Below are 20,857 nucleotides of genomic sequence, written 5' to 3'. Positions count from 1 at the left end.
TCTAGGCCTATAATTAAGTTGTAATTAATAACAACAAATGTTTTGTTCGTATTAATTTTTATTGCCCAATAAGGCTGTTTAGCCTGTAAGACAATAATGTTTATTCTTTATTGATCAGATTGAGAGGGCAAACATGACACAAGATGTGAATAATGCACGATTCATCAGTACAATGACTAAGAACACTGTTGCGCTGATTCTAGCTGGTGGGCGTGGCAGTCGACTAAAAGATTTAACCAATCGTCGCGCGAAACCTGCAGTACCTTTCGGCGGTAAGTTCCGCATTATCGATTTTCCGCTATCTAATTGTATTAATTCAGGTATTCGACGTGTTGGAATCATCACGCAATACAAATCCCATAGCTTAATTCGACATATTCAACGCGGTTGGAGTTTTTTAAACGGCGAATTCAATGAATATATCGAATTATTGCCTGCATCTCAGCGTAACGATAATGAAGATTGGTATAAAGGCACAGCTGATGCGGTGTATCAAAACATAGATATTTTGCAATCGAGTAATGCGCAGTATGTGGTTATTTTGGCGGGTGACCATATTTACAAGATGGATTATGGCCAAATGCTGGCGACGCATGTTAAAAATAATGCCGATATGACTATCGCTTGCTTGAATGTGCCATTAGAAGAAGCCAAAAGTTTTGGTGTAATGGCCGTCGATAATGAAGATCGTATTATTGAGTTTGCTGAAAAACCTGATCGGCCAAAACATATGCCAGGCGATACTACGCAAGCTTTAGCCAGCATGGGCATTTATGTGTTTAATGCGCAGTTTTTATATGAAGAGTTGGCGCGCGACGCAGCAGATCCAAATTCGGCCAAAGACTTTGGCGGCGATATTATTCCTTATTTGATTTCACGTGCGCGTGTATATGCGCATCGTTTCGCTGAGAGTTGTGTTGGCGCAAAAAATGGTTTCTATTATTGGCGCGATGTTGGGACGGTAGATGCTTATTGGGAGGCCAATATGGAGCTTACCCGCGTCACGCCGGAACTCAATATGTACGATAACGCATGGCCAATTTGGACGTATCAAGAGCAAGTGCCACCAGCTAAATTTGTATTCAATGATGCGGGCAGAACGGGCAAGGCAACTGATTCAATCGTATCGGGCGGTTGTTTAATTAGCGGTTCTTGTGTAACCAGTTCAGTGCTGTTTTCTAATGTGCGGGTACATAGTTATTGCGATATCGAAGGCGCAGTCTTATTGCCAAATGTCGTGATACATCGACACGCTAAACTTAAAAATGTGGTGGTGGATAAAGGCGTACAAATTCCAGAAGGCATTGAAATTGGTTTTGATTTGGCTGCTGACAAAAAACGTTTCTATGTGTCTGAAAAAGGAACTGTATTAGTCACGGCACCAATGCTGCTTAAGTTGTAAGTATTAATTAATGTGCGCATAAAACTACGCCTGGTTTTTACTGGCAGGTTTTATATTGCAGCTATTAAAAATATCCAAAGCGAAAGTGTTAAATTGAAACAACACCCAAGATAGATAACACCTAAGATAAACAATACTTAAGATAAACAATACTTAAGATAAATAACACAAAAGTGAAGCTTTAAAGTGATGAATCAACCCAAATTATTAATTTCACTCTACTGGCATATGCATCAGCCAGATTATCGCGATTCAATTTCAGGCGAGTATGTTTTGCCATGGACCTATTTGCATGCCATTAAAGACTACTCGGATATGGTTTACCATTTAGAAATGAATCCGAAAGCCAAGGTGAGTTTTAACTTTGTGCCTATTCTGCTGGATCAGTTGGAAGACTATGCACAGCAATTTAAAACCGATTGCATTAAAGATCCTATTTTAAAATTACTTGGCACCAGCGATTTACGGGTAATTTCACCCGAAGAGTGTCAACTGATTAAAGATAGCTGTTTCAAAAGTTATCATGAAAAGATGCTGAAGCCGTTTCCTGATTACGAGCGGCTTTATAAGATGTTTCAGTTTTTAACGGAAGATGGTCGCGATGACTTAACCTATTTGTCCGGTCAGTATTTATCGGATTTACTGGTGTGGTACCACTTGGCCTGGATGGGCGAAAGCGTGCGCCAAAATAGTGTCTTTGTGCAAAATTTGATGAGCAAAGGCAAAAAATTCACTAATGAAGAGCGTTTGGCTTTATATACTTTAGTGGGCGAGTTGATTAGTAATTTGATTCCACGCTATAAAAAGTTGGCAGAGTCAGGCCAAATTGAAATATCCAGTACGCCACATTACCACCCAATTCTGCCATTGCTGATTGATTTTAAAACCACGCACGATGCCATGGCAGATGCACCTTTGCCTAAAGCGGCAAATTACCCAGGTGGCGTTGCGCGTGCAATCAATCATCTGGAAGGTGCTACCGCTTCACACAAGCGTCGTTTCGGCATAGCACCTAAGGGCATGTGGCCATCAGAAGGCGCAGTTTCAAAAGAAAGTTTGCTGTTGATGGCCAACCAGGGTGTGCAATGGGCGGCTTCCGGAGAGGGTGTTTTAGCCAATAGCTTACGTAAATCTAACCCTAAAAAAGCTTTATTGTCACGTCATGATTATTTGTACAGGCCTTATAAAGTCAGTAAAGGCAGCGATGAAATCATCTGTTTTTTTAGAGATGACAGGCTGTCTGACAAAATCGGCTTTGAGTATTCTAAATTGCATAGTAGCGAGGCGGTAAGCGACTTTGTTCAAACTTTAGAGCATATTTATAACACTTACCAGCGCGAGGAAAATCCTGTGGTGAGCGTTATTTTAGATGGTGAGAACGCTTGGGAATATTATCCTTATAACGGGCATTACTTTTTAACCGAACTTTATGAGGCGCTGGTCAATCATCCTAATATAGAGATGGTGACGCAGTCTGAAGTGTTACAAATCATTAAAACACCAAGTGAAAATGCCTATAAAGTTCAATGTGGCTCTTTGTCTGAGATTTCAGCTGGTAGCTGGGTATATGGCAGTTTTAGTACGTGGATTGGCAGTACTGATAAGAATTATGGCTGGGATTTATTGTGTGAGGCTAAAAAAGCCTATGACAAGGTATTTCGATCGAGCAAATTAAGTGCGGAAGAAAAAAAACGTGCTGAGGAGCAGTTGTCTGTTTGCGAAGGCTCTGATTGGTTCTGGTGGTTGGGCGACTACAACGCGGCACAGAGTGTCAGTAGTTTTGACCAGCTTTATCGTCGCAACTTAATGAATTTATATCGCTTATTAAAGCTACCGATTCCTGAGCATCTGAACGTTTCTATCAGTACGGGTGACAGCCAAACGGAAAGTGATGCAAACAGTGGAACAATGCGTAGAGGACAAGAGCAGTAACCGTTAATATTCGCTTCATATTTGGTCAGTACGATTAGCTGTTTATGAGTTGGGATATGTAAATATAGAAAATTAAGCGTTGGAATATTAAAAAAACACAGCAAGTAAAGAAAAGAAGATGAAAAAGTCACAACAACGCAAAGTAGGTGTTTTATTGCATATTAGCTCCTTGCCAGATGGCACGCTTGGTGAGCACGCATTGCGATTTGTGGATTTTTTAAGTGAAATTGGAGCCAGTGTTTGGCAAACGTTACCTTTGAATATGCCGCATGGCGATGGCTCTCCGTATCAGTGTTTAAGTGCACATGCGGGCAATCCTGCTTTTATTAACATGCAAAAGCTGGGTGAAAACCTGGAAAAAAACGGCCTGATATCAACCGCTGATGCTCAGTTGTACGATACAAAACTGCATGACACTGATTCAAATGCAGAGTATCGCCAACAACTACTTGAAAAAGCTTTTACGGCTTTGTCGGAGAATGTGGATTCTAGCGAATATATTGCATACCGAAAATTTTGTAGAAAACACAGTAGCTGGCTAAAAGATTTTTCTTTGTTTTTGGTGTTGCGCAAACGTTTTGATCAAGCCAGTTGGAATAATTGGCCGGAAGCATATAAAAAACGCGACGCAAAAACGCTTAACTTGCTTAGAAAGCAACATACGGCGGAAATCGGCCTGATTCAGTTTACTCAATTTGTTTTTTTTGAGCAGTGGAGTGCATTAAAGCAATACGCGAACAATAAAAATATTGCCATGTTTGGCGATATTCCGATTTTTGTGGCGTTTGATAGTGCGGATGTGTGGGCTAATCCTAACTTATTTAAATTGAATAAACGTTACAACATGACTGTTGTTGCAGGTGTGCCGCCCGACTATTTTTCTGCCACTGGCCAGCGTTGGGGTAATCCACATTACAACTGGAGCGCGATGAAGAATCATGGCTTCAAATGGTGGATTCAGCGCATGGCGACGCAAAATAGAATGTTCGATATGGTGCGTATCGATCATTTTAGAGGATTACAAGCCGCATGGGAAATACCCGCCAGTGAAGCAACGGCAATGAATGGTGTGTGGCGTTTGGCGCCTGGATACGCACTTTTGTGGGCGATTAAAAAACACTTTAAAAAAATGTGTCTTGTGGCAGAAGATTTAGGCGTTATCACGGATGAAGTAAACGCTTTAAGGCATCATTACAACCTGCCCGGCATGAAGATATTGCAGTTTGCTTTTGGCGGCGGCGATGATAATTTGTACTTACCAAATAATATAGAGCCAAATAGTGTGGTTTACACAGGCACGCATGATAATGACACTAGCTTGGGCTGGTACCTAAGTTTAGAAGAACATGCTAAGCATCATCTGCATGCTGTACTGAATAATCATGAGCCAGCCATGCCAGCTGCTTTAATTGATATGGCTTTGGCGACAAACGCTGATTTGGTCATTATTCCTATGCAGGATATTTTAGCGCTGGATAGCACAAGTCGCATGAACACGCCTGGCACTTTGGGGGGGAACTGGGTTTGGAAATTCGATTGGCAGCAATTAACGCCGCGACTTAAGCAGGCATTTGCTGATTCTATTTCAAAATTCGGTAGAGCAAACGGTATTCACTAAATGAGTAAGTCTATTGGCATTGATATCGGTGGTACCAATTGTCGATTGGGCGTATTTGATGGCCTGCAGCTTGTTAATGAAACGCGCTTTCAGGCAGATTTTATGCAAACCTGTAAAAATAATCTACCTGATGTCGCTTGGCAGCAAATTCTTAGAGTTCTTACAAGTGCCATTCAATCTGAATTTATTCGATATCCTGATATTCAAACAATTGGCATTGGTTTTCCTGGGTTTATTCACCCGCAAACGCAGTGCATTGCACAAGCGCCTAATTTACCTGGCTTAAAGGATGTGAATTTAAGTTGTGATCTAAGTCGGATAATTGCTAAAAAAGTTGTCGTAGAAAATGATGCATTGGCAGCCGCTTACGGTGAATATTGTTTGAATGGCAAACCGAGCGCAGGCTTGATTTATATTGGACTTGGCACCGGGGTAGGCGGCGGATTAATTATTGATGGTAAGCCGTTTTCTGGTGCACATGGCGTTGCGATGGAAGTAGGGCATATCACCGTCGAGCCAAATGGCCGATTGTGTGGTTGTGGCAATCGTGGCTGCTTGGAGCAATACGCCTCAGCAACAGGTGTGGGAAATAGTTATTTTTTAGCCACACAAAATAGACTTAACGCATTTGAACTTGCCAAATTGGCGATTGAAAACGATGTGCAAGCACAAGCTGCATTTAATGAGGCAGGTCGCGCACTCGGGCAAGTGATGGCGCATATACAAAAAATCATTGATGTACCCAATGTGATCATTGGCGGCGGTTTGAGCGCATCTTGGGATTTGATGCAGGATAGTTTTAATGCGCAATTAGATATGGATTTAATCGCGGTGTTGCGTGGAAAAATTAACGTAAATGTATCAGGAGCAGACGATATAGCAGGCATGCTGGGTGCTGCGATGTTATCTGTTAATGCTTAAGTTTTGAGTTAAAAAAAGCATTAAGTTTTAGCATGCTGCTGTAAAGCCCAAGAAACATGTTCCCGCACTAAATCGTCTTCATCATTTTTACGTGACTCTAAAGCTTTCACGATTTCAGGTGAGGTCGGCGCATTACCCAAACCCACCGCAATATTGCGCAACCATTGTGTAAAACCGATGCGATAAATCGCGCTGCCCGCCATTTTTTGTTGAAAATCAGTTTCGCTCCAGCCAAAGCATTCGATTAAGCTCACACTGTCTAAGCCGTTGCGGATATTAAAATCAGGCTCTTGCGTGATTTCTGCAAACTTATTCCACGGGCAAGCCAACTGGCAATCATCACAACCATACACGCGGTTGCCGATTAATGGCCTGAATTCAACTGGTATGGCTGTTTTAAGCTCGATGGTTAAATAGGAGATGCAGCGCCTCGCATCCACTTCATAGGGTGCGGTAATGGCGCGAGTGGGGCAGATATCGATACAGGCGGAACAGGTGCCACAGTGATTTGTTGCTTGCGCATCAATTGGTAAAGGCAGGTTGGTGTATATCTCGCCCAAAAAAAACCAGGATCCATGATTCTTATTCAGCAATAAAGTATGTTTGCCGCGCCAACCTAAACCAGCTTTTTCGGCCAGTGCCACTTCTAATACCGGTGCGCTATCCGTAAATGCGCGGTATTCAAAATCTTGGTTTTCAAAATCCTTTAGTTCAATCGGCAATTCAGTCTGTATTCTGTCACACAGCTTCTGTAATTTCTGCCGCATCACCTTATGATAATCACGCCCCAAAGCATAGCGCGATATAAATGCTTGCTCACCATCATTTATTACTTGCCAGCTGTTTTTAGCTTTTGGCGGCAGATAATCTAGTCGTGCTGAGATAACGCGCACGGTATTTGGGACTAATTCGGCAGGCCGGCTTCGCTTCGTGCCGTGTTTTGCCATATAATCCATGTCACCATGAAAGCCTTTTTTAATCCATGCTTGGTGTTTTGTTTCCGCATTTGTCAGATCAGTGTCGGTAATTCCAATTTCGGCAAACCCCAGTTCCTGCCCCCAGCGCTTGATGTCGGCGGCAAGCTTGCTCCAGTCGTTAGACTCAATGATGGGTTGATTTGATTGCATATGGCGAATGATATTACACTTTTTTCTGACGATTTAACTTCAGGCAACATTACTTCTACACCTATTAGTGTTTTATTGAACGATGCTTTTTCAAAGCAGGCGACATTAACAGATGAGTCGGCCACCTTGTCCGCAGGCGCACAGTTTGCAAAATATGTGGTTTCACACCAATTAAAAACTGGTTTAGTTGTTTATCTGCATGGAGATTTAGGTGCAGGAAAAACCACGTTTACACGCGGATTTATACAAGGTTTAGGTTTTTCTGGCAAAGTAAAAAGCCCAACTTATACCTTGGTAGAACCTTATGTGTTTTCTAGATATAATATCTATCATTTTGATTTATATCGATTTGCCGATGAAGATGAATGGGAAGCAAGTGGCTTTAGAGAATATTTCAATCCGCAAAGCATTTGTTTGATCGAATGGCCAGAAAAAGCAGGCGATTTGCTGCCAGAACCAGATATTCATGTGTATTTAATACACGATGAACTACAGAGAAAAATCCAGTTTCTGGTTAATCCGAAGTCAAATAATCACTCTGTTCATTCTAGTCAGGCGCAACGTTTTAACTTAATCGAGTTTAAACTTGAATAAGCGGTCACTAAAATCAGGAAAACATGTTAAATCACTTAAATTGAGTTTAGGCTTTAAATGATCAATAGCAACTTAATCAATATTCCAAATAAAATAATCAGTCAGTTTTTAGTTGTTATCGCCTTATTATTAGTCAGTTTCAACACCTATTCTGCTAACTCAATCACTGCTGCGCGTGTGTGGCCTGCGCAAGATTACACGCGCATTACATTGGAATCTGAAGCACCAATCAAGCATCAATTATTGATTCTAAAAAATCCTGACCGATTGGTGCTGGATATTGAAAATATCGATTTAAACAATGTGCTTAAAACGTTATCGGACAAAATTTTATCCAGCGACCCCTATATTCAACAGGTGCGTGTTGCCAATTTTAAAGCTAATGTCGTGCGCGTTGTGGTGGATCTAAAAGGTGAAGTGAAGCCGAGCATTTTTGCTTTGACGCCAGCGGGTGAGTATAAATACCGATTGGTGTTGGATATTTATCCATTGCAAGATGAGTTGATGGCAATGTTGAGCAAACAAGCTGCAGAAAATACGGCTGCTAACGCGACTGACAGCGGTAATACTGAGCAAGTCAAGCCAGTGGTCGAACCATTGCCGCCTAATGCTGGCAGTGAGCCTGAGACAGTTGAGCTGCCTAACGCCCCGACAATAGGCAGCCCAACAGAAAATACCGAACCTGCTATAACGGCTGAAACCAGCATTAAGAATAAAGAAGGTGCGCGACTTATTACCATTGCAATCGATGCAGGTCATGGCGGAGAGGATCCGGGCGCACGTGGTGCAAATGGCAGTCATGAAAAAGTGATTACATTGTCGATTGCCAAAAAACTCAAAGCAAAGATTGATGCTGAACCCAATATGCGCGGGGTGTTAACACGTGATGGCGATTATTTTGTGCCGCTGGGTATGCGTGTGGTTAAAGCGCGTAAATTAAAAGCCGATCTATTCGTGTCGATTCATGCCGATGCGTTTACTAACCCTGCAGCACGTGGTTCGTCAGTGTTTGCGCTATCCGAAAAAGGTGCTACCAGTGCCGGTGCGCGCTATTTAGCTAAAAAAGAAAATGAATCTGATTTAATCGGCGGTGTGAGTTTGGGTGGAAGAGATCCAGTATTAGCCAGAACCTTATTAGATTTATCGCAAACGGCGATGATTAATGATAGCTTGAAACTAGGCAAACACGTGTTAAGCCAAATTGGCGATATTAATAAATTGCATAAAAACCATGTAGAGCAAGCAGGTTTTGCGGTACTAAAATCGCCTGATATACCGTCTATTTTGGTTGAAACGGCATTCATCAGTAATCCAGAAGAAGAGCGAAAACTGAACGACGACGCGTACCAAGATAAACTGGTTAACTCTATTTTGACGGGTATTAAAAAGTATTTTTCCACCCAGCCTGCATTTGCCAGAAATTAAATCGTAGTTACTAATATTTAGAGATTAAATCTAAGCATAATGTCGTGATAATGACAGGTAACGACCCGTAGCAGACATTGATTTTAATATTGAAGCTAATTCAAAACTGAGTTTTAAGTTAAGCGTTTTCTGACTACAATTATTTGGTTTTATATATATAACCAAATATTCTTATTAAAAACAACTAGGACGATTTAAACTAAACTTGGCTTTTCTGCCGTAGCCAATCTAATCAACTATCGGAGATTATATGCTGTCGCCTGAAGACACTATTTTAAGGCTTGCAATTGCTGCCTTTCTGGGAGGGCTTGTTGGTTTAGAACGTGAGCGCCTGGAATGGGCTGCAGGATTGCGCACACACATGTTGGTATGCTTGGGGTCGAGCCTTATTATGATTGTGTCGGCTTTTGGATTTGCAGATGTTTTAAAAGAAGGCTCACAGGCAATCGCTCTAGATCCATCTCGCGTCGCCGCACAAGTCGTCAGTGGAATCGGGTTTCTAGGTGCAGGAACGATTTTATTCTTCAGGCAGCAAGTTATTCGTGGACTTACCACAGCCGCCAGTTTATGGACAGTTGCAGGAATTGGCCTTGCTGTCGGTGGTGGATTATACATAGCCGCAATATTTACAACAGTACTAGTTGTTGTGATTCTTGGCTTGATCAAGCCTATAGAACGTCGAATATTTAACCGGCATTTGAATAGACAGTTATTGATTCATGTCGACTTGAAGAAGATATCATTATTGGATCTGCAATCGACCATGGAGACTAAGGGATTATTAATCAACGAAATCACACTAAATAAAAGTAATGCAACTGAAACTTTTATCACTTATTCATTTTTACGAAGCGTTAAGAAAGAAGTGTTAAATAGTGCGATTGAAAAACTCCAGGCAATCGAAGGTGTTATTGCTGTCACCTTAAAAAAATAATAGTTACACTTTTAAAGTGTAACGGAGTAATCATGCCTATACTGATTTGGGCTACAGCCGTATTTTTTCTTAAATGTACGGCTGAAATGTGAGAGATCATTGAAGCCCCAGTTCAGGGCAATCTCCGAAATATTGTGATTTGTATGTAGCAAGCTTAACAAGTCTTTACTACACCTTTCTAGACGACGCTGCAATATATAACGCATCAGGGATGTGTCGTTATCATTTAAAAGATCGTTTATATACCGGGCAGAAAACCCGGTGCCTGTTACAACCATTGCAGTGTCAAGCATCGGGTCTGCTAAGTGGCTTTCAACGAAGCTTTTTACACTCTGGAGAGCAGTTGAACGACTGCGTGACAAGTAGTAGCTTTGAGAGTTTAAAGATGCAAGTGACAGGGTAAATAAATCAAGGGATTGTTCAGCTAATGCAGAGATACCCCAATCACTCATATTTTCTGCTTCCTGTACAACATTACGAATAAAATTGGTTGTAATTGTGCCTATGCCTAGATTGCCAGGAATACGTAGAGCCGTGCAGTGCTCGACCCCTGAGAGTCTTGCACGCATCATTGCTCTTGGAATGGTAATGAGGATTTTTGAGAAACTTCGAGAGCAGCTGATTTGGTGAGGGAGAGTGGCATCATAAATCGATATATCGCCAGGGTTGAGATAAACTTCACGCCCACCCTGTTCTAAATGATAGCTCCCAGAAAGAAGAATTACACCAAGGTAATTATCTTGACTGGCATGATAGGGCTCGTGCTTTTTGCGCTTAATCGTGAGCGCATTTGACCGTACCACCGATAAACGCAGCTTATCCAGTGTATAGAGAGACATTTCATTAAACACATTAATATTCGCATGCGGGATAACTTCCACTTTTGTATATTCACGACTAATAATGTCTTGCAACCATTCTCGCCTGTTAATTTTATCTACGCTAGCTGTAGATAAAATCATTCTTGGTAGTTTATCCGGCTTGGATTCCATTGAAATTTACCTCTACGCCTTTACGTTATAACAAATATTCTATCCCAATTCCTGTATATCTATATATGGCTCAATTTGGCAAACTTCCGTTTCAGTCAAATATCTGTGCCGCCATAAGCAAGAATTTAATGAAACTCTCCATTAACCTACGTGATGACTGATTAGTTGCAAAAACTACAGTAAAAAATATTCAGGGAAATAAGTAAAATTTTTAGGGAGTAAAAATGGTTGGAGACAAACATGCTGGTAATGTAATCTTACTTAGAGTTGCATGTATTAGCCTATTAATAGCATTGGTACTAGCGTGGTGCCTGGTTTTCACAAAAGGAATGAAACTTTCTTTCTTCCTGAATATCTTCCAAAATACGGACAAACTGTTATCAGCTCATTTAGATTTTTTGATGATGACAATGCTATTGCTGGGTTTTTATGCTTCTAAAATCACCTTGCCGAAATATGTTATTTGGCCTATGGCAATTGGATCAATTGGTAACCCTACGGCATTCATACTGAATTCAGTATTTCCTGATTCAACTTCACCACTAATAGGTGTTTTTATTTATACCACTATCACGCTGACAACCATTGGCTTTGGCCTGGCAGCAATCAAAGTGTTTAGATATTCGCTTAAATAAAACGTTAATCCAATAAGCGCCAAACATGTGGATTATTGCGTGACTATATAGATAATATGAATATTAAAAACACGAAAACGCAGTACGGCTTAATTGCAAGAATATTACATTGGACGAGTGTCTTGTTGCTGCTTACGCTCATTGTTATAGCAAGCCAATTTGAAGGGATGTTAGCAAGCCCGGAAAAATTAAAGCTGACTGCTTCGCATTCGTCGATTGGGCTGGTTTTCTTTTTAGTTATATTGGCGCGCTTAACTTGGCGTAACGTTAATCACAACCCCATTAAATCGTACAGTATTAAAAGTTGGCAAAAACTGGCAGCCATTTCCCTGCACAGATGTATTTATATCGTCTTAATCGCACAATGTGTCGCTGGCATTGTGATGTTAGTCACGGCAGGAAAACCTATTCAACTATTTAATTTATTTGAGCTAATACCATTTATTGAAAAACACACATTGCTGAATAATTTTGCGCTGAATACTCATTTCTTTATTTCGATCATGATTTATCCTTTGCTGGCAATACATATCAGTGCAGCTATCTATCACCAAATATTCGGGTTAACAGATGACTAAATAAACTGACATGCCTTCCACAGGCCGAACTTTATGGGTCACGTGGTGAAGCTATTAACCGGTAGGGGGTGTTTTAATCGCCTGCAAATAACTGACTAGACGATTGGTCTAGTCGATGTCATAATGCCTGATGGCTCAAGCACAGACAATGCATAAATTTACCGATACGCGGCAGCAGATTATTGATACTGCTAAAAATATTATGCTGGGGAAAGGTTTTGCGGCGGTTGGTTTGAACGAGATATTAACGCAAGCCAATGTGCCTAAAGGTTCGTTTTATCACTATTTCAAATCCAAAGAGCAATTTGGTGATGCGTTGCTGGAAGACTATCTGGATGGTTATTTAACACAGCTTGACGCAAAACTCAGCCCGGAAAACGGCTCAGTCAAATCGCGCCTGCTGGCATATTTTCAAAATTGGTTAGACACGCAAACGGCGGATACAACGCACGATAAATGTTTGGTGGTTAAGTTAAGTGCAGAAGTCACCGATTTATCCGAAACCATGCGGATTACCCTAAAACATGGCACCGATCGTATCATCAGCCGTATTGCGGAATGCGTGCAAGAGGGCATTGATAACGGTGAGTTGCCTGAACATTTGGACGCAAGATTTGTCACAAATGAAATCTATTATATGTGGATTGGCGCCACACTATTAACTAAAGTGAATCGCTCGCGTGATGCACTCGAATCTGCAATGCATTCACTCAAAAACAAATTGGATTCATTAGTTTAGATATCACCTTGCTTAACCAGATTAAGTGCGCTTTTTTATTTGGCAGATGATTAGTCGACTAGTCTAATCATTGACACATGACGAATGTTTTATTTCAATCCTAAGCAATGAATTGGAGTTTAACTATACTTAAATAGCAGGAGAAAAAAATGAAGGCCATCGCACTTACCCGATATTTGCCGATAGAAAATCCAGATTCTCTGGTGGATATTGAACTCGCAATACCTGAGCCATTAAGTCATGATTTGCTGGTGAAAATCTGTGCGATTGCAGTAAATCCGGTGGATACTAAAGTGCGTAAGCCAAAAGATAAAGTGGAAACCACACCTAAAGTGTTAGGCTGGGATGCCGCAGGTGAGGTGATTGCCGTGGGCGACGCGGTCACTTTGTTTAAAGTGGGCGATCTAGTGTATTACGCGGGTGATGTCACCCGCAGCGGTTGCAACGCGGAATATCAGTTGATGGATGAGCGCATTGTGGGGCACAAACCGCAAAGTTTGAATTTTGAAGCCGCCGCCGCATTGCCGCTTACTGCAGTGACTGCTTGGGAAGCGTTGTTTGACCGCTTAGGTATCGCGCAAGACGCGAATAAAAACAAAGATAAAAGTATTTTAATCATCGGTGCTGCGGGTGGAGTTGGTTCTATTGCGATTCAATTAGCTAAAAAAGTGGCAGGGCTAAACGTCATCGCAACGGCTTCACGCCCGGAAACCACTGCCTGGGTGCGTGATTTAGGCGCAGATATCGTGCTCAATCACCATCAACTATTACAGGAAATAAGTCAGTTAAATATTCAACCAGACTACATTTTGTGTAATAACGATACCGATGGCTATTTTGAAGTTATGGCAGCGATTATCAAGCCGCAGGGTAAAATCTGTTCGATTGTAGAAACTGCAAAACCCGTGAATCTGGATTTACTAAAAAGCAAAAGTGCAACGTTTGTGTGGGAATTTATGTTCACGCGATCAATGTTCAAAACCGATGACATGATTGCGCAGCATCAGATTTTGCAACACGTCGCGCAATTGATAGATGCGGGTACTTTGACGACCACACTTAACCAAGTATTAAGGCCAATAAATGCCGAAAATTTGCGCAAAGCGCATGCGCAGCTTGAATCTGGCACAACAATCGGCAAATTAGTTTTATCAGGCTGGTAATCGTACAGAGTTAGCGGCTGATATGTTTCAACAAGTCGTTCTCGCGCTGTGTATCGCCATAACCTGTTTGCGTAAGCAGCGCGCGTTCAATATAACGGCTGACCGATTGCCTTAAATATGGAATCTGCTCAGCATCTACAAAAATCTGCGGAAATTTATAGCTTAACCAAGCGTATAAGCTGATATTTTGACTTAATATTTCCGCAGTTTCCAAATGTTTTGCGTTGCTTGAATCCAGCCAAATAGGTGCGGGTGGCAATGTGCGGATTGTATGCTCAACCACGCTTTTTAAGCACAGCAGAAAGTAATCTTTTTCAATATTCACGTTAATAGCAATGGGCGCGCAGGTGAAAATAAATTTATCTTTTAACGATAGATTTGGCGCAAACGTATCCACCAACAAGGCCTGATTTAGCTGCGCGGCGATTTTACTTAACGCAAATAAAGCATGATTAAATTGCAGGCGGTCGGCAAAATACTCCAAACACTCTGCAATTTTAGCAGTATGCAATTGGTTTGAAATGGCTTCTATCTGACCAATATTGGCGGCAATCGGCAGCTTTTGCAAATCAGATGTATCGTCAGTTGCCAGCATATGTGCGATATGAAAGCGCTCATCGTCTTCCATGATATTCACATAACCATTATCGTAAATACCGAAGCGACCCGCACGACCTGCAATCTGGCGCACTTCGGTGGCATTCAACAAGCGCGATGCAACGCCATCAAATTTAAAGATATTGGCAAAAATCACGCGCCGAATCGGTAAGTTCAAGCCCATACCAATGGCATCCGTTGCGACTAGGATATCCGCCTCATTATTGCAAAAACGTGCGGATTCATGTCTGCGTACTTCAGGGGATAAAGCGCCGTAAATGCTGGCAACTGTAAATCCCCATTGGCGAAATCGGGCTGAAAAAGTAAGTACATCTTTGCGCGAAAAGGCAATAATCGCATCGCCTTTTCTTAGCTTGGTTTTTAACTTTGGCTTGCTATATCGTGCGCCGCATAAGCTGTCATCTTCCAATATCAATGGCGTCATGCGCTGCAGCTCGGTGATTTCAGCCGTTTCATTTAAATGCTCAATTGCGCGCAAACATAGCGCCGTGACAGCATTCGAGCCGCATATAAACACTTGCCTGGCTGGCACGCCGACCAAAGCAGCAGTCCATGCGCTGCCGCGATCGGGATCCTGCAGCATCTGAATCTCATCAATAATCGCGACATCCACCAACTTGGTGGGATTCATCATTTCGATGGTAGACGCGGTATGTTGTGCGCCTGCAATCATCACACGTTCTTCACCGGTAATCAGATTGCATGGCACGCCAGATTCCATTAATTTGTCGCGTACTTCCATTGCCAACAGACGTAGTGGCGCTAAATAAACGCCAGATTTTGCCGCAATTAAAGTGTTAAGTGCGTGATAGGTTTTACCTGAATTGGTCGGCCCCACATAAAAGTGATGATGACGCTTCATTGCACGCGCTTTTGCAAAGCTGAATGCGTAATCATCTAAATTTAGGTTGGCTAATTTCATTCTGAACGTCTCTTGGTGCGAGATTGTGCGTTAAAACAGGTAAAATATCACGAAATAAACGGTAGCCAATTATGTCACGCACACCATTGAACTCAATCAAATTACTGCCAGACCAGCTTATCAGCCAAATCGCCGCGGGTGAGGTGGTAGAGCGACCAGCTTCTGCGCTTAAAGAATTGCTAGAGAATAGTTTGGATGCGGGCAGCACCGATATTCAGGTTTCGCTGATACAGGGCGGTATCAAGCAATTACGCGTAGCAGATAATGGCAGCGGTATTGTGCAAGATGATTTGAAATTGGCGTTAACTCGTCATGCCACCAGTAAGATTTTTAGCTTGGAAGATCTGGAAGCAGTCGCCAGCTTGGGCTTTCGTGGCGAGGCATTGGCCAGTATCGCGTCAGTTTCGCGCACATTGATTATCAGTCGGGCATTGGAAACCAAACATGCATGGCGCATCAGCAGCGATGGCAGTGAAATCAGCACAATCGAACCAGCAGCATTGGAAGTTGGCACAGTGATTGAAGTCAATGATTTGTACTTTAATACGCCAGCAAGACGCAAGTTTTTAAAAACTGACGCGACCGAATTCGGCCATTGTGAAGCTGCATTTACGCGCGTGGCACTATCGCGCCCGGATGTCAGTTTTACTTTGCAGCATAATGGCAGGGTGCTCAGTCGTTTTGCTGCCGGCACTTCAGCTAAAAGATTCAATGAAGTATTAGGCGCAGAATTTGCCGCAGAAAGCATTGCGGTTGATGAAGAGGCAGCAGGCTTGCGACTATGGGGAGTGGCGGCAAAACCTACCTTTAATCGCAATAGCCGCGATACGCAATATGTCTATGTCAACGGCCGTTTTGTGCGCGACAAACTGATTGCGCATGCCATTCGTCAGGCTTATCAAGATGTGCTGCATCACGACAGACACCCTGCGTTTGTGTTATTTCTAGAACTTGATCCAAGCTTGGTAGATGTGAACGTACACCCAAGTAAAACCGAAGTGCGTTTTAGGGATGGGCAGGCGATTCATCGCTTTATTTATCACAGCTTGAATAAAAATCTGGCAACGCCAACAGGTATGTCGAATGCGGCTACTGCCAGCCAAGCTCAACATAATCCCTTTGCTTCGCAATATACCAACTCGCCCAGTTACCCCCAATACCAAACGCAAATCAATTTAAATGCCAATCAACCATCCGCATTTTATGAAACCCTGTTTGGTTCAAAAAATCAGCCACCAGAGCGTGAATTTGCAAGCCCTGTCTGTTATGCAGGCGAATTTGATGATAAGTCGCAAGCTAAACCAGCAGAAGATTTTCCGCTAGGTTTTGCTGTTGCACAGATACATGGCGTGTATATATTGGCGCAGAATAAACTCGGCTTAGTGGTGGTCGATATGCATGCCGCGCATGAACGCATTATGTATGAGCGACTTAAGAATGCGCTGGATGATAAAGCCGCCGTGCCGATGCAGCCTTTGCTGATTCCAGTCAGTTTTAATGCGGATAGATTAGAAGTGGCAACGGTGCAAGAGGAGTTGAGTTCAGGACTGGGTAACTTACAGCAACTTGGTTTTGAATTTGCTATTTTGTCACCCAATACTTTAGCCGTGCGCGCTGTGCCAACCATGCTGCAAGACGCAGATGCAATCACTTTAGCGCGCGATGTGCTAAAGGATCTACGCGAATTTGGTGCAACCAGAGCATTAACCGAGCGCAGGAATGAACTGTTAGGCACCATGGCCTGCCACGCCGCCGTACGCGCAAATCGTATTTTGACTATCCCGGAAATGAATGGCTTATTAAGGGATATGGAAGCAACAGAGCGTAGCGGTATGTGCAATCACGGTCGCCCGACTTGGTTCCAAGTATCAATGTCTGATTTAGATAAGATGTTTATGCGTGGTAAGTAAGCTTGAGCATCTTTAAATATTCATTTAATGAGTTTTTGCAATTTGGACTGAAGCAGGCATACGCAAGCATTTTTGGTGGTTTTTTGCTTTTGCTGATATTGGTTACCAAGTACTGGTATCCATTTGATATGCCACGCTATGACTTTTTATTTATTGCCGCAGTTACTTTTCAAATCGTATTATTGCTTTTTAAGCTTGAAACCTTGAAAGAGGCGGGTGTTATTTTATTATTTCACTTGGTTGCAACTGCAATGGAGATATTCAAAACATCAGATGCAATTGGCTCATGGCAATATCCTGAGAATTTCAATATTGGCTTTGGCAACTACCCATTGTTTGCAGGATTTATGTATAGCGCAGTCGGTAGTTATATAGCAAGAATCTGGCGGATTTTTAATATTCGTTTTGATTATTATCCAGATATTCGCTGGACATATTTACTCGCTGTCTTAATTTACATCAATTTCTTTACGCATCATTATTTTTTCGATATGCGTTGGGTACTGATTATTTTTACCTGCATCATTTTTATGCGGACTAATTTTTATTTTATTGTGAATAAAAAAACCAGAAAAATGCCAATGATATTAGGCTTCTTTTTAGTCTCATTATTTATTTGGCTTGCTGAAAATGTTGCGACTTATTGTCGAATTTGGATTTATCCAAATCAATTAAAAGAATGGCATGTTGTTTCCTCTGCAAAATTAACCGCATGGTTTTTATTAATGATTGTCAGTTATGTGCTGGTTTCTATTGTGCATAAACCGCAAAGAATAACTATAAATGAATAATGCGATTTTTCTGATGGGCCCAACCGCCAGCGGCAAAACTGGCGCAGCGGTTCATCTCTATTCAAAGCTGCCAGTTGAAATCATCAGTGTCGATTCTGCCTTGGTTTTTAAAGATATGAATATTGGTACGGCTAAGTCAGATGCAGAAACCTTGGCCATCGCTCCACACCACTTGATTAATATTATTGACCCAACAAGTGCGTATTCTGCGGCGAATTTCAGAAGTGACGCATTACGTTTGATGGCGGATATTACCGCGCGTGGCAAAATTCCTTTATTGGTGGGTGGCACGATGTTGTATTTTAAAGCGCTGGAAGGCGGTTTAAGCGGGTTGCCTGAAGCCAATCAAGCCGTACGTGCAAGGTTGGATGCACGCGCGGCATTGATTGGTTGGCCTGCCATGCATGAAAAGCTGGCCTTGGTTGACCCAGAAACCGCCGCGCGTTTGCAACCGAATGATGCGCAGCGTATTCAGCGTGCGTTAGAGGTGTTTGAGTTAACGGGTGAAAGTATGTCCAGCTTGTTTTTAAAGCAAAAAAGTGAGGCTTTGCCTTACAACATCCTTAAAATCGCGTTGGTGCCAGGTGACCGTAAAGTGTTGCATGAGCGAATTGCATTGCGATTTGAGCAAATGCTGGCAGCTGGGTTTTTAGATGAAGTGAAAGCATTATTAACTAAATATCCTGACTTAACAGCTGAATCAACCGCTATGCGCTGCGTGGGTTATCGTCAGGCTTTAGAACATTTAAACGGTGAGTACGACGCCAGTGAATTACGCGACAGGGGTATTTTTGCCACGCGACAATTGGCCAAGCGACAGCTCACATGGCTTCGCGGCATGGATGGCATCACAGAACTTGACTGTTTGAACCCTGATTTGAATGCCGTGATATTGCAACAAGTTGAGCAATTTATTAATCAATAAGTACGTGTAACAAGTTAACTCCATTTAAAGGCTAAATTTCATGAAAAAATTTATTAAAGAGAACCTGGTTTTGGTGATTGGGCTTAGTCTGCCGATTTTATTGATTGTACTGTTTTTTCTGGCAACGGTCGTACCAAAATCATTTGGAACTCCGCCGCAATATGAGTTGTTATTTACCAGCTTAAAATATGAGTATGAAAACTCACCCGTGTACCTTGTGGATTTTAAAGTGGTTAATCATCAGTTAGTGGCCAAGGTAAGGAAAAACGACGATAAAAACAGAAATTACAATTCAAAAAAATTAATGGCATATAACGCTAAAACGGAAACCGTGCGCGAAATAACCATCGATTTGGCCAAAGCTGCTGAAGCCGGTGATGATAACGATGTGATTTTAGATGAAACGAAAGACTTAAAAATTGATGCATCTGTTGTATCGCCGGACGGTTATCAATTGGAAGGTTCTAATTACGGCAACAGTGGTTTGGTGGGCGGATTATTTGGCGGCGGCAATCGCAATAGCGGTTACCGTATTAAAAAAGGTGCCGTTGCTTACAAAGTGGAAACGACACAACCCAACTATTACTACAACGATTTTAAACTTGTCGGCTGGGTAGTTAATTAATAAGTGAATCAGTCAAGGGAGCTGCCATGTCGCAAAAAATAGAACCCATTACGCCAGAAAAAGAATCAGCGCTAAAGGATATTGTGCATTTGGCCAAACATCACCACATCACGCTGGATGAGATTTCTCGCGCATTCGCTAATGCAAGCGCACAGACAAGTAAACCATCTCCCAGTGTGCTGTCGCAATTATTTGGCTACATTGGCGGTATTTTTGTGTTTGCGGGTATTGGTGTGTTCATTTCCATGTATTGGGATGATTTTGGTTCTGCTGCACGCGTGCTAGTCACGTTGGGTACAGGCTTTGCCGCATTTATCATGGCGCTGGTCTGCCTGACAGATAAACGTTACGAACGCGCTGCCACACCGCTGTTTTTAATCGCGGCATTGCTACAGCCAACTGGTATTTTAGTCATGCTAAACGAGTATTCATCAGGCGGTGATGCGCGTCACGGCTTGCTGTTTATGGCTACTTATATGCTGATTCAACAGGCGGCGACGTTTTGGGCCAAACAAAGAACCGTATTGGCTTTTAGCGCGATTTTGTTTGGCTGTATTTTCTTTGCCAATATATTTGATATCTGGGATATGAATGAAGAGCTAATTGGCATAGTCATAGGCTTTTCTTTAATCTGCGTTGCTTATGCGCTCAATCAATCGCGTCACTTATCCATTGCCCCATTTTGGTATTTTGTCGGTTCGGCTATTTTAATGTGGTCAGTATTTGAGGCGGTAGAAAAAACACCGCTGGAGATTATTTATTTAGGCCTTGCCGCGCTGTTAATATTTTTAAGTACGACTGTACGAAGCAGGGCGTTACTTGCGGTGGGAACACTTTCAATGCTGGCTTATATCGGCTATTTCACCGCCAAGCATTTTGCCAATACATTGGGCTGGCCAATCGCATTGGTGATTATTGGCATTGCATTAATTGGTATGAGTGCGTTTGCGGTAAAATTAAATAATCAATACATTAAAAAATAATTATTTTAAAACAGTTAATTATC

The 20,857-nt window shown here is 42.1% G+C and carries 19 protein-coding genes; 16 read left to right on the top strand and 3 right to left on the bottom strand.

Features of this window, described 5'->3' with window-relative positions; translation table 11 throughout:
* The first annotated feature begins 133 nt into the window (after positions 1-133).
* The 4 genes from glgC to K370_RS03135 all read left to right on the top strand — a co-directional run bounded on the left by glgC (position 134) and on the right by K370_RS03135 (position 5,873).
* Positions 134-1,402, top strand: a complete 1,269-nt coding sequence (gene glgC / locus K370_RS03150) for a glucose-1-phosphate adenylyltransferase (RefSeq protein WP_047538155.1) — start codon at positions 134-136, stop codon at positions 1,400-1,402.
* Positions 1,403-1,591: 189 nt separating this feature from the next.
* Positions 1,592-3,334: a glycoside hydrolase family 57 protein gene (locus K370_RS03145; RefSeq protein ID WP_047538152.1), complete on the top strand. Its 1,743-nt coding sequence runs from the start codon at positions 1,592-1,594 to the stop codon at positions 3,332-3,334.
* Positions 3,335-3,452: 118 nt separating this feature from the next.
* A complete protein-coding gene (malQ, locus tag K370_RS03140; protein ID WP_047538149.1) occupies positions 3,453-4,952 on the top strand; it encodes a 4-alpha-glucanotransferase in 1,500 nt (499 codons plus the stop codon).
* Positions 4,953-5,873: an ROK family protein gene (locus tag K370_RS03135; RefSeq protein ID WP_047538146.1), complete on the top strand. Its 921-nt coding sequence runs from the start codon at positions 4,953-4,955 to the stop codon at positions 5,871-5,873. It abuts the gene before it with no gap.
* A 20-nt stretch (positions 5,874-5,893) separates the two neighbouring features.
* On the opposite strand, the gene queG is transcribed toward K370_RS03135, so the two are convergent.
* Positions 5,894-7,000 (bottom strand): tRNA epoxyqueuosine(34) reductase QueG, encoded by a 1,107-nt coding sequence (gene queG, locus K370_RS03130; protein ID WP_047538143.1) that lies wholly within the window; start codon positions 6,998-7,000, stop codon positions 5,894-5,896.
* Between queG and tsaE the strand changes: the two genes are divergently transcribed.
* The 3 genes from tsaE to K370_RS03115 all read left to right on the top strand — a co-directional run bounded on the left by tsaE (position 7,001) and on the right by K370_RS03115 (position 9,953).
* Positions 7,001-7,594 carry a tRNA (adenosine(37)-N6)-threonylcarbamoyltransferase complex ATPase subunit type 1 TsaE gene (gene tsaE / locus K370_RS03125; protein ID WP_081977140.1) on the top strand — a complete coding sequence of 198 codons (594 nt, stop codon included), beginning with the start codon at positions 7,001-7,003 and terminating at the stop codon, positions 7,592-7,594.
* Between the two features lie 57 nt (positions 7,595-7,651).
* Positions 7,652-9,019, top strand: a complete 1,368-nt coding sequence (locus K370_RS03120) for an N-acetylmuramoyl-L-alanine amidase (protein ID WP_047538139.1) — start codon at positions 7,652-7,654, stop codon at positions 9,017-9,019.
* Positions 9,020-9,269: 250 nt separating this feature from the next.
* Positions 9,270-9,953, top strand: a complete 684-nt coding sequence (locus K370_RS03115) for an MgtC/SapB family protein (protein ID WP_047538130.1) — start codon at positions 9,270-9,272, stop codon at positions 9,951-9,953.
* A gap of 11 nt (positions 9,954-9,964) precedes the next feature.
* On the opposite strand, the gene K370_RS03110 is transcribed toward K370_RS03115, so the two are convergent.
* Positions 9,965-10,945, bottom strand: a complete 981-nt coding sequence (locus tag K370_RS03110) for a helix-turn-helix domain-containing protein (RefSeq protein ID WP_047538128.1) — start codon at positions 10,943-10,945, stop codon at positions 9,965-9,967.
* Positions 10,946-11,169: 224 nt separating this feature from the next.
* Here K370_RS03110 and K370_RS12240 point away from each other — a divergent pair, with 224 nt between their 5' ends.
* The 4 genes from K370_RS12240 (at position 11,170) to K370_RS03090 (ending at position 14,060) form a co-directional block, all read left to right on the top strand.
* Positions 11,170-11,580 (top strand): hypothetical protein, encoded by a 411-nt coding sequence (locus K370_RS12240; RefSeq protein WP_047538126.1) that lies wholly within the window; start codon positions 11,170-11,172, stop codon positions 11,578-11,580.
* A gap of 56 nt (positions 11,581-11,636) precedes the next feature.
* Positions 11,637-12,158 carry a cytochrome b gene (locus K370_RS03100; protein ID WP_047538119.1) on the top strand — a complete coding sequence of 174 codons (522 nt, stop codon included), beginning with the start codon at positions 11,637-11,639 and terminating at the stop codon, positions 12,156-12,158.
* A gap of 148 nt (positions 12,159-12,306) precedes the next feature.
* Positions 12,307-12,897, top strand: coding sequence for a TetR/AcrR family transcriptional regulator (locus K370_RS03095; RefSeq protein WP_235272673.1), 591 nt, complete (start codon positions 12,307-12,309; stop codon positions 12,895-12,897).
* Between the two features lie 149 nt (positions 12,898-13,046).
* A complete protein-coding gene (locus tag K370_RS03090) occupies positions 13,047-14,060 on the top strand; it encodes a zinc-binding alcohol dehydrogenase family protein (protein ID WP_047538112.1) in 1,014 nt (337 codons plus the stop codon).
* Between the two features lie 10 nt (positions 14,061-14,070).
* Here the strand turns inward: K370_RS03090 and K370_RS03085 are convergent, their stop codons facing one another.
* A complete protein-coding gene (locus tag K370_RS03085; protein WP_047538109.1) occupies positions 14,071-15,600 on the bottom strand; it encodes a helicase-related protein in 1,530 nt (509 codons plus the stop codon).
* Positions 15,601-15,671: 71 nt separating this feature from the next.
* Between K370_RS03085 and mutL the strand changes: the two genes are divergently transcribed.
* The 5 genes from mutL to K370_RS03060 are packed head-to-tail and all read left to right on the top strand — an operon-like array spanning position 15,672 to position 20,834.
* Positions 15,672-17,510, top strand: coding sequence for a DNA mismatch repair endonuclease MutL (gene mutL, locus K370_RS03080; protein WP_047538106.1), 1,839 nt, complete (start codon positions 15,672-15,674; stop codon positions 17,508-17,510).
* Between the two features lie 2 nt (positions 17,511-17,512).
* Entirely contained in the window at positions 17,513-18,301 is a 789-nt protein-coding gene (locus K370_RS03075) for a DUF817 domain-containing protein (protein ID WP_081977139.1), read from the top strand.
* Positions 18,294-19,226, top strand: a complete 933-nt coding sequence (miaA, locus tag K370_RS03070) for a tRNA (adenosine(37)-N6)-dimethylallyltransferase MiaA (protein WP_047538103.1) — start codon at positions 18,294-18,296, stop codon at positions 19,224-19,226. Before K370_RS03075 ends, miaA begins: the two co-directional genes overlap by 8 nt.
* A gap of 40 nt (positions 19,227-19,266) precedes the next feature.
* Positions 19,267-19,851: a hypothetical protein gene (locus K370_RS03065; protein WP_047538099.1), complete on the top strand. Its 585-nt coding sequence runs from the start codon at positions 19,267-19,269 to the stop codon at positions 19,849-19,851.
* A gap of 26 nt (positions 19,852-19,877) precedes the next feature.
* Positions 19,878-20,834 carry a DUF2157 domain-containing protein gene (locus tag K370_RS03060; protein WP_047538098.1) on the top strand — a complete coding sequence of 319 codons (957 nt, stop codon included), beginning with the start codon at positions 19,878-19,880 and terminating at the stop codon, positions 20,832-20,834.
* Positions 20,835-20,857: the final 23 nt, after the last annotated feature.

Origin of the sequence: Methylotenera versatilis 7 (assembly GCF_000799165.1) — a bacterium.
Classification (GTDB): Bacteria; Pseudomonadota; Gammaproteobacteria; order Burkholderiales; family Methylophilaceae; genus Methylotenera_A; species Methylotenera_A versatilis_A.
The sequence above is the reverse complement of the archived record's forward strand: the minus strand, read 5'-3'. Positions and strand labels throughout refer to the sequence as shown.

Bases quoted from the DNA above. Each gene is read 5' to 3' on its own strand.
- glgC (WP_047538155.1), top strand. From the start codon at position 134: ATGACACAAGATGTGAATAATGCACGATTCATCAGTACAATGACTAAG.
- K370_RS03145 (WP_047538152.1), top strand. From the start codon at position 1,592: ATGAATCAACCCAAATTATTAATTTCACTCTACTGGCATATGCATCAG.
- malQ (WP_047538149.1), top strand. From the start codon at position 3,453: ATGAAAAAGTCACAACAACGCAAAGTAGGTGTTTTATTGCATATTAGC.
- K370_RS03135 (WP_047538146.1), top strand. From the start codon at position 4,953: ATGAGTAAGTCTATTGGCATTGATATCGGTGGTACCAATTGTCGATTG.
- queG (WP_047538143.1), bottom strand. From the start codon at position 7,000: ATGCAATCAAATCAACCCATCATTGAGTCTAACGACTGGAGCAAGCTT.
- tsaE (WP_081977140.1), top strand. From the start codon at position 7,001: ATGGCGAATGATATTACACTTTTTTCTGACGATTTAACTTCAGGCAAC.
- K370_RS03120 (WP_047538139.1), top strand. From the start codon at position 7,652: ATGATCAATAGCAACTTAATCAATATTCCAAATAAAATAATCAGTCAG.
- K370_RS03115 (WP_047538130.1), top strand. From the start codon at position 9,270: ATGCTGTCGCCTGAAGACACTATTTTAAGGCTTGCAATTGCTGCCTTT.
- K370_RS03110 (WP_047538128.1), bottom strand. From the start codon at position 10,945: ATGGAATCCAAGCCGGATAAACTACCAAGAATGATTTTATCTACAGCT.
- K370_RS12240 (WP_047538126.1), top strand. From the start codon at position 11,170: ATGGTTGGAGACAAACATGCTGGTAATGTAATCTTACTTAGAGTTGCA.
- K370_RS03100 (WP_047538119.1), top strand. From the start codon at position 11,637: ATGAATATTAAAAACACGAAAACGCAGTACGGCTTAATTGCAAGAATA.
- K370_RS03095 (WP_235272673.1), top strand. From the start codon at position 12,307: ATGCATAAATTTACCGATACGCGGCAGCAGATTATTGATACTGCTAAA.
- K370_RS03090 (WP_047538112.1), top strand. From the start codon at position 13,047: ATGAAGGCCATCGCACTTACCCGATATTTGCCGATAGAAAATCCAGAT.
- K370_RS03085 (WP_047538109.1), bottom strand. From the start codon at position 15,600: ATGAAATTAGCCAACCTAAATTTAGATGATTACGCATTCAGCTTTGCA.
- mutL (WP_047538106.1), top strand. From the start codon at position 15,672: ATGTCACGCACACCATTGAACTCAATCAAATTACTGCCAGACCAGCTT.
- miaA (WP_047538103.1), top strand. From the start codon at position 18,294: ATGAATAATGCGATTTTTCTGATGGGCCCAACCGCCAGCGGCAAAACT.
- K370_RS03065 (WP_047538099.1), top strand. From the start codon at position 19,267: ATGAAAAAATTTATTAAAGAGAACCTGGTTTTGGTGATTGGGCTTAGT.
- K370_RS03060 (WP_047538098.1), top strand. From the start codon at position 19,878: ATGTCGCAAAAAATAGAACCCATTACGCCAGAAAAAGAATCAGCGCTA.